We start from the raw sequence: 12,309 nt of genomic DNA, 5'->3' as shown, positions 1-12,309 counted from the left end.
TGGAGGCTAGGGAGCTAGTCCTTGCCTAGCCCTCCGGCGGAGATCTTTTTGCCGGCCGCAGTCTCGCCCAGGACACTGTTGAGCGACGTGAGGTCGAAGATGCCGTTGATGTCGGCCTGCTTGGTGGTTCCGGCGTCGACGCCGTCCTGGAGCAGTTTCTTGTAGGTCCCGGCGAGCGGGTCGGTGGTGAAGACGATGTTTTTCAGGGACCGGTCGATGACGTCGGCCGGCAGCGCCTTGCCGGCGGCTGCCTTGAGTGCGTCGTTGAGGACGGTGGCTTTCTCGGCGGCGGGAGCCGCGTTCAGCCAGTCGACGGATTCAACATGGCCCTTGAGGAGCGCCTGCACGGTGGCCGGGTGCTCGGCCGCGAACGTCTTGTTGACGATCAGGACGGTGGTGACGAACTCGCCCTTCTCCCACAGGTCCTTCTCATCGACCAGGACCGTCGCGCCGGCCTGGAGCACCAGGCGTGACGCCCACGGCTCCGGCAGCCAGGCGCCGTCGAGCTTGCCGTCCTGGAAGAGTTTGAGGGTCTGGGCGTTCTCGGTTGGGTTGATCGTGACGTCGCCGCTGCCGTCTGTGGAGGTCTTGAACCCCTGATGGCCGAGCCAGGCGCGCAGGGCCACGTCCTGGGTGCCGCCGAGCTGCGGCGAGGCGAGCGTCTTGCCTTTGAGGTCGGCGGCCGAGTTGATGCCGGGTTTGACCACCAGTTGCGCACCGCCGGCCGTGGCGCCGGCGATGATGCTGATGGATTCGCCTTTGCTCTTCACGTAGGAGTTGATCGCCGGGTTGGGGCCGATGTAGGTCGCGTCGATCGCGCCGGCGTTGAGCGCTTCGATCGCGGCGGGGCCGGCGTTGAAGACCTGTGTGCTGAGTTTGGTTTGGCCCAGTTCCTTGGCGATGAACCCCTTGGTGACGCCAATCAGGGCCGGGCCGTGGGTGATGTTGCCGAAGTAGCCGAGCCGCAGTTCCGCCGCCGGGGCGGTGCCGGCGGCCGGTGCTGCACCGGCGTCGTTGGTGCGGGACACCGTCGAGGCGACGGCTGCGCCGGCGCCGATCAGCAGGGCGAGGCCGACGGCGACGCCGATTTCGACGGTGCGCCTGCGTTTCGGCTTGGCCGGTTCGCCGGCGACGATCCGGGTGGTGCCGGGGGTGGGGTTCTTGGGCGTGGATGACATGGGAGGATCCTGTTCGTGGGGTGCGGGTGGGCCGGGCGGGTGGTCAGCGCCGGCGACATCGCCCCTGGAGTGCCCTGAGGGAGGGGCTGTTGAACCGTTCCGGAGTAGTCATGGACTCACCCTAGGGAGGGTCACGAACCGGGTTCAATGGTGCGGAAACCCGGGGTCACGCAAGTTCATGCAGCGTCATATGCGGACCCTGCATTCGCACCCGGCCGGGGGCTCAGTCGCCTTTGATGTTCACGAGCTGCCGGAGCTTGTGCCGCACGCTGACCAGGTCAGCAGAGTCGCGCATCACCAGGTCGATGGGCTTGTATGCGGCCGGGATCTCGTCGATGAAGGCCTCGCGGGGCCGGAATTCGATGCCCTGCATGGCGGTCTTCAGCTGCGCGAGCGAAAACGCTTTCCGCGCGGCGGTGCGGGAATACTCCCGGCCGGCGCCGTGCGGTGCGGAGTTCAGCGACGCCTGGTTCCCCCGCCCGACGACGATGTAGGACGCCGTGCCCATGGACCCGGGAATCAGCCCGGGATCCCCGGCCTGGGCCCTGATCGCGCCCTTGCGCGAGACCCAGACGGACTTACCGTAATGCGTTTCCTGCGCGGTGAAGTTGTGGTGGCAGTTGATCCGTTCGAGTTCCCGGACCGGGCCGCCGACCCAGGACTCGAATTGCTGGACCACCCGGTCCATCATTTCCTCACGGTTCAGCAAGGCGAAGTGCTGCGCCCAACGCAGTTCCCGGAGGTACCGGAGGAATTCGGGGGTGCCTTCCTCGAGGTAGGCCAGGTCCCGGTCCGGCAGGGCGATGTGCCGGCGCAGGGCCATGCTCCGGGCTTCGGCGATGTGCCGCTGCGCGATCTTGTTGCCCACCCCGCGGGAGCCCGAATGCAGGAACAGCCACACCGCGGCGTTCTCATCCACGCACACCTCGATGAAGTGGTTGCCCGAGCCCAGCGAGCCAAGCTGCAGCTCCCAGTTCGCCGCGTACTTGGCCGGGTCAAAGCCCGCTTTCGCCGCCAGCCGCCGCAACTCGGCGAGCCGGGGTCCGGCGGTGGCAGAGATCCTGCGGTTGAAGTGGCCGGCGGACAAGGGAATGGCGCGCTCGATTGCCTCGCGCAGCCGCTGCAGGTCCCGGGGCAGCTCCTTGTGCGCGTACTGGGTGCGGACGGCGATCATGCCGCAACCGATGTCCACGCCCACGGCGGCCGGGATGATCGCGCCCACGGTGGGGATGACGGAGCCCACAGTGGCCCCCTTGCCCAGGTGGGCGTCCGGCATCAGCGCCAGGTGCGGGTAGATGATGGGCAACTGGGCCGTGGCGAGGGCCTGCCTGCGGGTCTCGTCGTCCAGGATCGATGCCCAGCTGAAGAGACGGCTGTTGATGGCTTCCAACGCTCTGCCCTCCCACGACGATGATGGTCCGCCGGGGGCCGGGTGGCAAGGGACGACCGTTTCGGCGACTTGGCCGGCTTTGACGGGCCCCGCGGCCATTGCTGGCCACGCAGCCGACTGCCATTCTTACTGAACCGGGACACGCAGGAAAGGACGAGACGATGCCCCTCTATCTGTCGAAGTTCAGCTACACACCCGAGACGTGGGCGAGACTGATCAGCAAACCGGAGGACCGCAGGAAGGCCGCCCAGGCCTACATCGAATCGGTGGGCGGGAAGCTCCACGGCTTCTGGTATGCCTTTGGCTCCCACGACGGCTACAACCTGTGGGAGGCGCCGGACAACGTATCCATGGCCGCCGTTGCACTCGCAATCAGCGGAGGCGGCGCACTTAGCTCCTTCGAGACGACCGTGCTCCTGACGGTCGACGAAACAATGGAAGCACTGGCCAAGGCCGAGCAGATCAAGTACCGGCCGCCGGGCACCTGATTGTTTCGGGTGCGGCAGGCTCAGTCCTGCATACGCTCCAGCCGGTACGTCAGCTTCGCCTCCCGTTTGGGGTCGCCGCCCAGGGACTTGGTCCGCGCAATGTAGTCCGTTCCCCACGTCTTGAGCAGGAAGTCGTCGGCAATCCGGACGTGGCCGGCGGGGAATTTATAGTCCATCCGCTTCGCCACGCCGGACCAGTCGGCGGCACCGAACAGCTTCTCGGCGTCGGCCACGGTCCGCACCCCGTTGGCCGCCAGCACGTCCCCCAGCCAGCCGTACTGCCGGGCCTGGCTTCGGGGGTGTTCGGGGAGCAGCCGCGCAAGCATGTCGTGGAGGATGTCCCCGGTGAGCTCGGTGGCGGGATTCGCGGCGAACTCGGCCGTGCTTTCGGCCTGGCGGCGTTTGACGATGTCGTTGATTGCCGAGAACTGGGCGTCGGCGAGTTCGATCAGGGTCGACGCCATGGTGAACGCCCGGTCCACTTCCGCGTTGGCCTCCGCGAGTCCCTTGTACCGGATGTCATGCTCGAAGGCCGCCCAGGCGTGCTGCAGCACCGTCCGGATCTGGACTTCGAAGCGCTCCCCGATGAACGTGTGGCAGCCCACCGGCACGTTGCCGGCAGGGACTTCGAGGATGAGGTGCCGGCCGGCGTAACCGATCTGGCCGTTCCGCCGCTGGGAGCTGGTCTTGTCGTCGTCCTCGCGGCAGTCGAATTGCCCCTTCAGCGCCGTGGCAACGTCCGCGATGTCGGGTTCCAGGAACATGATGATCCGGACACCGATGAGGTCATCGAGCTGCTCGAGCCCGCGCTCGTATTTGAATCTGCCGTCGGCGGTGAGGCGGTCCAGCTTTTCCTTGACCGAGCCTGGGTCCTTGACCCGGGCCTGCACGGTGTGGTGGTTGAGACCATCGTCGCGGAGCCGGGCGCGGATGGCATCCCCGATCGCGTCCGAAGCCGCATTCAGCCGGGGCAGCAGAACACTGTATTGCTCCAGGGACCTGGCAACAACGGAATCATGGTCTTCCAACCGCTCCCCCTCGGATCAACGCGCAGCGCCTCTACTCAGCAGGGTATCCAAGGGCGCCGGTTTGAGCTATCGCAAAGCCTAGGACAGCAGGACGGCGTCCCGGACCGGTGCGCGCCTCAGATCGAGTAGCGCTCGTCCTCGTGGTCGCCCGGGTGGTCCTTGACGAGGCCGGCGGCAAGCGTGTTGCCGTCCTGCGGGTCGATCACCAGGAAGGCCCCGGTCCGCCGGTGGTGCAGATAGTTTTCCAGCGGCAGCGGCGCTGCGAGCCGGAGCTGGGCGTGGCCGATGTCATTGAGCTCGAGCGTGCTGGTGGGCTCAAGCTGGAAGTTGGCGAGGTCCAGCTTGCCCGTCACGTTGCGGACCAAGGCCTGGACCGTGCGGGTGCCGTGCTTCACCAAGACCTTCGCGCCCTCGCGGAGCGGCTTGGGCGAGAGCCAGCACAGCGCCGCGTACAGGTCGGCGGAGGAGCCCGGTATTTCGCCCCCGGCGGGCCCCGCGGCCGCGATCGTGTCGCCGCGGGCGACGTCGAACTCGTCCGCGAGCCGGAGCGCTACGGACTGCGGTGCCACGGCCTCGGTAAGTCCGCGGCCCGCAAAGTCGATCCCGGTGACGGTGGTGGTGCGCGGCGCCTGGCCCGGGGTCAGGACACTGACCTGATCCCCCACCTGTACCGAGCCTTCGGTGATTTGTCCGGCGTAGGCCCGGTAGTCACGGTAATTCTCGACGTCGAGTCCGCCGGCGACGGCGTCGGGCGCCAGTGCACCCTGCGGCCGAATGACCAGCTGGACCGGGAAACGGAAGCTCTCCAGGTGGCTTTCGAGTTCGTCGGCGGCGGGCAGCGTCTCGAGGACCTCCAGCAGCGCCGGGCCCCGGTACCAGGGGGTGCGGTCCGAGCGGTCGACGACGTTGTCGCCGTCGAGCGCGGAAACGGGGATGACCAGGAGGTCGGTGATGCCATCGGCGCCGAGCCCCAGTTCGCGGCCGACCATCTGCACGTCGGCCTCGATCCCGCGGAACACGTCCTCGCTGAAATCCACCAGGTCGATCTTGTTCACGGCCACGACCACGTGGGCCACACGCAGCAGTTGCAGCACTGACAGATGCCGCCGGGTCTGCTCCAGGACACCCTTGCGGGCGTCGATGAGCACGACGACGGCGTCCGCGGTGGACGCGCCCGTGACGGTGTTCTTGGTGTACTGCACGTGCCCGGGGCAGTCCGCGAGGATAAAGCTGCGCCGGTCTGTGGCGAAATAGCGGTAGGCGACGTCGATGGTGATGCCCTGTTCCCGTTCGGCACGCAGGCCGTCGGTCAGGAGCGCGAGGTCAATCGCTTGAACACCGGCTGCGCCGGCCCCGCCGAAGCCACGGTCCGCGGAGGTGCGGGCAACGGCGTCGAGCTGGTCGGAAAGGATCGCCTTCGAGTCGTGCAGCAGCCGGCCCACCAGGGTGGACTTGCCGTCGTCGACCGAGCCGGCAGTCGCGAACCTGAACAGTGAAGCGGATGAGAGCCCGAGGCTTGCTGCGGCGGATTCAGGCACAGTTGCGGTGGTGCTCATTAGAAATAGCCGTCCTTCTTGCGGTCTTCCATGGCGGCCTCGGAGATCCGGTCATCGGCCCGGGTGGCCCCACGTTCGGTGATGGTGGAGGCTGCGACTTCAATGACGACGTCGCGAACGGTGGCGGCCGCGGATTCCACGGCGCCGGTGCAGGACATGTCGCCGACGGTCCGGTAGCGGACCGTCTTGGTGATGACTTGCTCATTCTCGCGCGGCCGGGAGACCTCACCGACCGCGCGCCACATGCCGTCGCGGGCGAAGACCTCGCGCTGGTGGGCATAGTACAGGCCCGGCAGCTCGATGTTCTCGCGCTCGATGTAGCGCCACACATCCAGTTCGGTCCAGTTGCTGATCGGGAACGCGCGGACGTGCTGGCCCACGGTGTGCCGGCCGTTATAGAGGTTCCACAGCTCGGGGCGCTGGTTGCGGGGGTCCCACTGGCCGAACTCGTCGCGCAGGCTCAGGATCCGTTCCTTGGCCCGGGCCTTGTCCTCGTCCCGGCGGCCGCCGCCGAAGACGGCGTCGAACTTGTTGCGCTGGATCGCGTCCAGCAGCGGCACGGTCTGCAGCGGGTTGCGGGTTCCGTCCGCGCGTTCGGCCAGCTCGCCCGAGTCGATGAACTCCTGGACACTGCCGACGACGAGCCTGAGGCCCAGCCGTTCCACCGTCCGGTCACGGAACGCGATCACCTCCGGGAAGTTATGCCCGGTGTCCACATGCAGCACCGGGAACGGCACCTTCCCGGGCCAAAACGCCTTCGTAGCCAGGTGCAGCATCACCACAGAATCCTTGCCGCCGGAGAAAAGCAGCGCCGGCTTCTCAAACTCGGCAACCACCTCGCGGATGATGTGAATGGCCTCGGACTCGAGCGTGTCCAGGGACGAGAGGCGGGCCGGCGCTGCGACGCCGATTGCCGCCCCCGCCCCTGCGCCGCGCGGCTGATCTTCGATCAGCCCAGCGCGCGGCTCCGACAGGCCCGATGCCACTCCCGGGGCGGCAATCGGCGTCTCAGTAGCGTCATGGTCCGTCCCGGACAGCTCCAGGTCCTCGTTGGTGATTTGAGTGCTCATACGTGTAGTCCGCATTCTGTCTTGTCGGTTCCTGCCCAGCGTCCGGCGCGGGGGTCCTCGCCGGGCGCCACCTTGCGGGTGCAGGGCCGGCAGCCAATGGACGGGTAGCCCTGGGTAAGCAGCGGGTTGACGGGCAGGAGATTGTCATCGGAGTACTGCACCAGCTGGTCGAAGCTCCAGGCCGCCACCGGGTTGACCTTGACCAGGCCGTTGGCTTCGTCCCAGGTGACCAGCGGGGTGTTGGTGCGGGTGGGGGCCTCGTCGCGGCGGACTCCGGTGAACCAGAGCTCGTAGCCGGCGAGGGTGCGGCGCAGCGGCGCCACCTTGCGCAGGGCGCAGCACTGGGCGGGGTCGCGGGCGAAGAGGTCCTTGCCCAGGAGCCGGTCCTGCTGCTCCACGGTGGTCTCCGGCAGCACGTCGACGACGTTGACGCGCAGGCTCGCGGCCACTTCGTCGCGGGTGGCGTGGGTTTCCGGGAAGTGGTAGCCGGTTTCGAGGAACAGTACGTCGACGCCGGGGAGCTGGTCCGCGACCAGCGCCGGGAGGACCGCGTCCGCCATGGAGCAGGCGACGGCGACAGCTGGCAGCTCGAAGTTGCGGGCCACCCAGGCGATGACCTCGCCGGCCGGGGCGTCCCAGCCGAGCTCGGCGGCGCCGGTCTTGGCGAGGGCCTTGAGCTCGTCGCGGGAACGGAGGGCGGCCGTCATTGCAGATCACCTTCATCGGCGGCGAAGGCCCACTCGGCGAAGGTCTGGCCCTCGACGTGGTCGGCCACGAATTTGCGGACCACACGTTCCACATAGTCGGGCAGCTCTTCGGCTGTGACCTTGAGACCGCGCACCGTGCGTCCCAGACCCGCTTCCTCGCGGCTGTCCGAAGCCAGCCCGCCGCCCAGGTGGACCTGGAAACCCGGGGTGGGGTCGCCGTCGGGCGTGGGAAGCATCATGCCCTTGAGGCCGATGTCCGCGGTCTGGATCCGGGCGCAGGAGTTGGGGCAGCCGTTGATGTGGAGCGACAGGGCCTGCGGAAGCTGCTTAGTCTCAACCAGGTCGGCGAGGCGGTGTTCCAGCTCGGCCACGGCGGTGGCGGCGGTGACCTTGGTTTCCACGATGGCGAGCTTGCAGAACTCGATGCCGGTGCAGGCGATGGTGCCACGGCGGAACACCGACGGCCGGGCGGAGAGGCCGAGGGCGTCTAGTTCGGCCACGAGCGGTTCCACCTCGTCCTTGGGCACGTCGAGGACCACGAGCTTCTGGTGCGGCGTGGTGCGCAGCCGCTGCGAGCCGCGGGCCTCCAGGGTGTCGGCGAGTCTCACAAGCTGGCTGCCGGCGAGCCGGCCGGCCACCGGGGTGGCACCGATGAAGAACTTGCCGTCCTTCTGCTCGTGCACACCGACGTGGTCGCCGGGGGTGGCGGGCTTAGGCGCCGCGGGACCGTCGGAGAGTTTGTAGCCGAGGTATTCGTCTTCGAGGACCCGGCGGAACTTCTCCGTCCCCCAGTCGGCCAGCAGGAACTTCAGCCGGGCCTTGGTGCGCATCCGCCGGTACCCGTAGTCGCGGAAGATGCTGGTGACTCCGAGCCAGACGTCGGCGGCCTGGTCCGGCCGGACGAAGGCGCCGAGCCGCTTGCCCAGCATCGGATTGGTGGAGAGGGCGCCGCCCACCCAGAGGTCGTAGCCGGCACCGAGCTCGGGGTGGACCAGTCCCACCAGGGCGACGTCGTTGATCTCATGGACGACGTCCTGGCTGGGGTGGCCGGTGATGGCGGTTTTGAATTTGCGCGGCAGGTTGGCGAGCTCCGGGTCGCCAATGAACCGTTCGGCGAGCTCGTGGATCAGCGGCGTCGGGTCGATGATCTCGTCCTTGGCGATGCCGGCGACCGGGGAGCCAAGGATGACGCGGGGCACGTCACCGCAGGCCTCCGTGGTGGACAGACCCACGGATTCGAGGCGGCGCCAGATTTCCGGCACGTCCTCGACCCGGATCCAGTGCAGCTGGATGTTCTGCCGGTCGGTGAGGTCGGCCGAGCCGCGGGCGAAGTCCACGGAGATCTGGCCGATAACGCGCAGCTGTTCGGTGCTGAGGGCGCCGCCGTCGATCCTGACGCGGAGCATGAAGTACTTGTCCTCGAGCTCGTGCGGCTCGAGCGTGGCGGTCTTGCCGCCGTCGATCCCGGGTTTGCGCTGGGTGTAGAGGCCCCACCAGCGGAAGCGCCCGTGCAGGTCGGTGCCGTCGATCGAGTCGAAGCCGTGCTTGGCGTAGACGGACTCGATACGCTCGCGGACGTTGAGGCCGTTGTCTTCCTGTTTCCAGGTTTCGTTGGCATTCAGTGGGGCGGTGCCGTCCACTTTCCACTGCCCGTGCGGCTTGGCCGCGGGGCGGGCGGGTCGTCTGGCGCGGCCTGCGTCAGCCTGGTCCGGGGACGCTCCGGCTAGAGCTGTATCAGTCATGGATCGACTGTAGGGGTGGCCGCAATGGCGTCACAAAGGGTCAGAAACGCGGGGTCACCTAGGGCAACATTTCGTCATGAAGCGCTGCCGGCGACCGCCGCGTCACAACGCGCCAGAGCAATCTCGGCGAGCACCGGGGAGGGCAGCAGCGGTGCGGTGATCAGGTCGGCACCGGCCTTGGCGAGCTGGTCGTGGAAGAACCCCGGGGCGAGCAGGTAGGAGGCGATGACCACGCGGCCGCCCAGGTCCACCGCTCCGGCGGACAGCCCCGCGCCGGCGCCTCCCGCCGCCTCCTCGCGGAGCATGGCGACGGCGTCCGGCACCGACGGCGTCGCCGAGGCGCCGTATGCGGCCACGATCCGGTTGGAACGGAGCGAGCGCAGTTGGCCCGCGAGTTCCTCGACGTTTTCCGCGGCGGTGGCGTCGGAAGATCCCGCGGCAGCGAGGATCACGGCGTCGTTGTCGGTCACTCCGGCCTCGCGCAGCCGCTGGTCCAGTAGCGCCGCGAGCCGCGGGTCGGGGCCCAGCGGCGCCGCGGCGAGGGTGCCCGGCCGGCTCTTCACGGCCCGGGCGATGTCCACCTTGACGTGGTACCCCACGCTCAGCAGCAGCGGCACGACGACGGCGGCTTCCCCCGCCGGGAGCCCCGCCACCACGGCCGGCAGCTCGGGGTCCTGAACATCGACGTAGGCTTCGCGGACGTCGAGCCCGGGGCGCAGCGCGGCGATCCCGGCCCGCAGGGCATTGACCTCCGCGGCCCCCTGGGTGCTGGAGGTGCCGTGGGCGCAGGCGATCATGATGGGGCTATTCATAGCCGTTAGCGTAACCTTGGAGCCGCCCCATCCGCCCCCTGCAACCGACCGGGACGCCCCATGACCTTCTCCTTTAGCCTCGTTATGGTCTGGCTGGACCTGGCCGGCGTTTTCTTCTTCGCGGTCTCCGGTTCGCTGCTCGCGGCGCGGAAGCAGTTCGACATTGTCGGGTCCCTGCTGCTGGCCTCCGTGGTGAGCCTGGGCGGCGGCGTCATCCGCGACATCATCATCAACGCGGGGCCGCCGGCGGCCTTTACCAACCCCGCGTACCTCGCTCCCCCGCTGCTGGCCACGGTGTTGGTGTATTTCCTGTTCTCCAGTGTCCAGCGCTTCACCTCGCTGCTGGTCCTGTTCGACGCCGGCGGGCTGGCCCTGTTCTGCATCACCGGAAGCCTGAAGGCCCTCGCCGCGGGCATGCACCCGGTGGCGGCGGTGCTCCTGGGGGTCACGACGGCGGTTGGCGGAGGCTTGCTGCGGGACATCACCGCCAACGAAGTGCCGCAGCTCTTCGACCCCAAGGACATCTACGCCCTGCCGGCGTTTGCGGGGGCCGCGCTGACGGTGGCGTTGTCCGTCTCCGGGGTGTTCACCGCGGTGACGGCGAGTGCGGTGGCGGCCGTGGTTTTCGCCTTCCGCGTAACCGCCTGGCGGCGCCACTGGTACGTGCCGCTGGCGGTCCGCGGCTGGCACCGCCTGGGCCTGGACGCGGCCGAAAGTGGACCCCGGGATTAGCTAGGATAAGAGCATGACTGACATGTTCCTCGAGAAGTTCCGCGCGCTTGTTCCGAAGTATCTCGAAGACGAATGGCAGGAAGAGGACGGGCTGCCGGCAGACGAGCTGGATGCGGCCCTGGCCGAGCACCAGTTCCAGGTCCCGCTGGTCCTCCGGGAGTTCTACCTGGCCCTCGGCGGCTGCGAGGACCTGATGGAGGCCTACCACTACTTCTGGGACCCCGAGGAACTTGAGGTCGACGACGAGGGCTTCCTGATGTTCCTCGAGGATGAGGAAGAACAATTCACCTGGGGCTTCCGTGTGGGCGATCTTAGCGTCCCGGACCCGATCGTGTACCGCCGCAACAACGCCCGCGGCCAGTGGAAGAGCGAGGAAGGCACCTTCTCCGAGTTTGTCTTCGACATGTTCGAGTGGGCCTTCAACGAAGAGGACGAGGACTAGAGCCCCCTCCCGGCTGCCCACGCCCCGGGGCGCCGAGTTTCCCCAGGTTTGAGCCGGCCGGCCGGCGTGTTGCGCAGAACCGCCGGTCCATTGCGGCCCTTGCTGACCAAACATGGGGAGATTTAGTGGACGACCCTGCCGCGCAGCACCTGCCACACTTCCGCGACGATCTTCTCCGGGTTGAAAACGACGTCCCGGTAGCCATACCTCAACACCGCGTACCCGGTAAGGGTGCTGGCGTTGTTGCGCCGACGGTCTTTCTTGACCTGCGCCGGTTCCAAATGCGTGCCGCCGTCGATCTCCACAATGAGGAACCCTTCCAGCAGGAAGTCCACGATCCCGATCCCCGGGAGATCGACCTGGGTCTGCGTGAAGTTCCCTTCGCTCCGGAACAGGAGCCTGGCTACAACTTCGATCGCGGATCCTGCCGAACCGTCCACCAATTCCAGCGCCGCCCGGGCCGAACCGTTGCGGTTGCCGGGAAGATGCCCTCTGAGATATTCGAGAGTGGTTCGACCCTGCAGGAGGGCGCTTTCCACCATGACCACGGATTCCATGGGCGGCCGACATCGCAGGGCGTGCAGCAGAGTATCCGTCAGCCCAGCCACGGGCCGCGGGAACTCCGGCGGGACCACACTGCCCCGGTGGACAACCACCCCGAAGGCCGAACCATGGCGGCAGAAAAGGTGCAGCTGCGCCGGTTCGTGGAGTCTCCAGATCCTGTGATGTCCCGCCGCCGAGACACAGGACAGCAAGCCATTAGCCAAGACTGCGGCCACCAGGTCTGGCGCCGCACCCGGCAACGCAACGACACCATGGCGCAACCGGAGTATTTCCCCGGAGGTAAGCAAGTTGCGGATACTCCGTTCCGAGAACCCAGCCTGAAGCAGCGTTCCGGTCCGTGCTACCGAGCCGGCAAATTTCAGGTAGGTCGTGACATCCATGCGTCCAGCAGACCTGCCCACACCCACAGCGGGGAGGCTGCCCGGCTGCTATGTGGACAAACTGGCGGGCTGCTTCTCCCCAACTTCGGAGACGCCCGACGGCGGGTCGTCGCGACTTGCCGGTAATCCGACGTCCGCGGCGCCCAAAACCGGGGAGAGTCCCCCGCCCCGGCCGCCCAGCAAATCCGTGACAGGCAATTTACAGAATCACTAGACAACA

The 12,309-nt window shown here is 67.6% G+C and carries 12 protein-coding genes and 1 pseudogene; 3 read left to right on the top strand and 10 right to left on the bottom strand.

The window, feature by feature from the left end:
• Positions 1-14 precede the first annotated feature (14 nt).
• Both AC1DGE_RS05310 and AC1DGE_RS05305 read right to left on the bottom strand, forming a co-directional pair.
• Complete coding sequence (locus AC1DGE_RS05310) at positions 15-1,178, bottom strand: ABC transporter substrate-binding protein (RefSeq protein WP_476917025.1); 1,164 nt, start codon at positions 1,176-1,178, stop codon at positions 15-17.
• A gap of 223 nt (positions 1,179-1,401) precedes the next feature.
• Positions 1,402-2,568, bottom strand: a complete 1,167-nt coding sequence (locus AC1DGE_RS05305) for an RtcB family protein (RefSeq protein ID WP_476892055.1) — start codon at positions 2,566-2,568, stop codon at positions 1,402-1,404.
• Between the two features lie 161 nt (positions 2,569-2,729).
• On the opposite strand from AC1DGE_RS05305, the gene AC1DGE_RS05300 reads away from it, so the two are divergent.
• The gene (locus AC1DGE_RS05300; RefSeq protein ID WP_441416917.1) at positions 2,730-3,056 is read left to right on the top strand and encodes a GYD domain-containing protein; all 327 of its coding nucleotides are present in this window, start codon (positions 2,730-2,732) and stop codon (positions 3,054-3,056) included.
• Between the two features lie 20 nt (positions 3,057-3,076).
• On the opposite strand, the gene AC1DGE_RS05295 is transcribed toward AC1DGE_RS05300, so the two are convergent.
• The 6 genes from AC1DGE_RS05295 to AC1DGE_RS05270 form a co-directional block, all read right to left on the bottom strand.
• Positions 3,077-4,084 (bottom strand): GTP pyrophosphokinase, encoded by a 1,008-nt coding sequence (locus AC1DGE_RS05295; protein WP_476917024.1) that lies wholly within the window; start codon positions 4,082-4,084, stop codon positions 3,077-3,079.
• A gap of 116 nt (positions 4,085-4,200) precedes the next feature.
• A complete protein-coding gene (locus AC1DGE_RS05290; RefSeq protein ID WP_441416915.1) occupies positions 4,201-5,640 on the bottom strand; it encodes a sulfate adenylyltransferase subunit 1 in 1,440 nt (479 codons plus the stop codon).
• On the bottom strand, positions 5,640-6,710 hold the full coding sequence (cysD, locus tag AC1DGE_RS05285; RefSeq protein WP_441416914.1) for a sulfate adenylyltransferase subunit CysD: 1,071 nt from the start codon (positions 6,708-6,710) through the stop codon (positions 5,640-5,642). Before cysD ends, AC1DGE_RS05290 begins: the two co-directional genes overlap by 1 nt.
• Entirely contained in the window at positions 6,707-7,417 is a 711-nt protein-coding gene (locus tag AC1DGE_RS05280; protein ID WP_441416913.1) for a phosphoadenylyl-sulfate reductase, read from the bottom strand. Before AC1DGE_RS05280 ends, cysD begins: the two co-directional genes overlap by 4 nt.
• On the bottom strand, positions 7,414-9,159 hold the full coding sequence (locus AC1DGE_RS05275; protein WP_476917023.1) for a nitrite/sulfite reductase: 1,746 nt from the start codon (positions 9,157-9,159) through the stop codon (positions 7,414-7,416). The genes AC1DGE_RS05280 and AC1DGE_RS05275 overlap by 4 nt, the downstream gene beginning before the upstream one ends.
• A 74-nt stretch (positions 9,160-9,233) precedes the next feature.
• Complete coding sequence (locus tag AC1DGE_RS05270) at positions 9,234-9,971, bottom strand: sirohydrochlorin chelatase (protein ID WP_476917022.1); 738 nt, start codon at positions 9,969-9,971, stop codon at positions 9,234-9,236.
• 60 nt (positions 9,972-10,031) lie between these two features.
• On the opposite strand from AC1DGE_RS05270, the gene AC1DGE_RS05265 reads away from it, so the two are divergent.
• The gene (locus AC1DGE_RS05265) at positions 10,032-10,703 is read left to right on the top strand and encodes a trimeric intracellular cation channel family protein (RefSeq protein ID WP_441416910.1); all 672 of its coding nucleotides are present in this window, start codon (positions 10,032-10,034) and stop codon (positions 10,701-10,703) included.
• A 13-nt stretch (positions 10,704-10,716) separates the two neighbouring features.
• Positions 10,717-11,145, top strand: a complete 429-nt coding sequence (locus tag AC1DGE_RS05260; protein WP_175321387.1) for a hypothetical protein — start codon at positions 10,717-10,719, stop codon at positions 11,143-11,145.
• 122 nt (positions 11,146-11,267) lie between these two features.
• Here the strand turns inward: AC1DGE_RS05260 and AC1DGE_RS05255 are convergent, their stop codons facing one another.
• Together AC1DGE_RS05255 and AC1DGE_RS05250 are read right to left on the bottom strand one after the other, a co-directional pair.
• Complete coding sequence (locus tag AC1DGE_RS05255) at positions 11,268-11,702, bottom strand: endonuclease domain-containing protein (protein WP_476917059.1); 435 nt, start codon at positions 11,700-11,702, stop codon at positions 11,268-11,270.
• A 252-nt stretch (positions 11,703-11,954) separates the two neighbouring features.
• A pseudogene (locus AC1DGE_RS05250) lies at positions 11,955-12,089 on the bottom strand (type IV toxin-antitoxin system AbiEi family antitoxin domain-containing protein); the annotation flags it as partial.
• Positions 12,090-12,309 lie beyond the last annotated feature (220 nt).

This window comes from Arthrobacter sp. 05N425, from assembly GCF_056397125.1.
The sequence above is the reverse complement of the archived record's forward strand: the minus strand, read 5'-3'. Positions and strand labels throughout refer to the sequence as shown.

Excerpts from the sequence above, each read along its gene's own strand:
- AC1DGE_RS05310 (WP_476917025.1), bottom strand. The coding sequence starts at position 1,178 with ATGTCATCCACGCCCAAGAACCCCACCCCCGGCACCACCCGGATCGTC.
- AC1DGE_RS05300 (WP_441416917.1), top strand. The coding sequence starts at position 2,730 with ATGCCCCTCTATCTGTCGAAGTTCAGCTACACACCCGAGACGTGGGCG.
- AC1DGE_RS05290 (WP_441416915.1), bottom strand. The coding sequence starts at position 5,640 with ATGAGCACCACCGCAACTGTGCCTGAATCCGCCGCAGCAAGCCTCGGG.
- cysD (WP_441416914.1), bottom strand. The coding sequence starts at position 6,710 with ATGAGCACTCAAATCACCAACGAGGACCTGGAGCTGTCCGGGACGGAC.
- AC1DGE_RS05280 (WP_441416913.1), bottom strand. The coding sequence starts at position 7,417 with ATGACGGCCGCCCTCCGTTCCCGCGACGAGCTCAAGGCCCTCGCCAAG.
- AC1DGE_RS05275 (WP_476917023.1), bottom strand. The coding sequence starts at position 9,159 with ATGACTGATACAGCTCTAGCCGGAGCGTCCCCGGACCAGGCTGACGCA.
- AC1DGE_RS05270 (WP_476917022.1), bottom strand. The coding sequence starts at position 9,971 with ATGAATAGCCCCATCATGATCGCCTGCGCCCACGGCACCTCCAGCACC.
- AC1DGE_RS05265 (WP_441416910.1), top strand. The coding sequence starts at position 10,032 with ATGACCTTCTCCTTTAGCCTCGTTATGGTCTGGCTGGACCTGGCCGGC.
- AC1DGE_RS05260 (WP_175321387.1), top strand. The coding sequence starts at position 10,717 with ATGACTGACATGTTCCTCGAGAAGTTCCGCGCGCTTGTTCCGAAGTAT.
- AC1DGE_RS05255 (WP_476917059.1), bottom strand. The coding sequence starts at position 11,702 with ATGGAATCCGTGGTCATGGTGGAAAGCGCCCTCCTGCAGGGTCGAACC.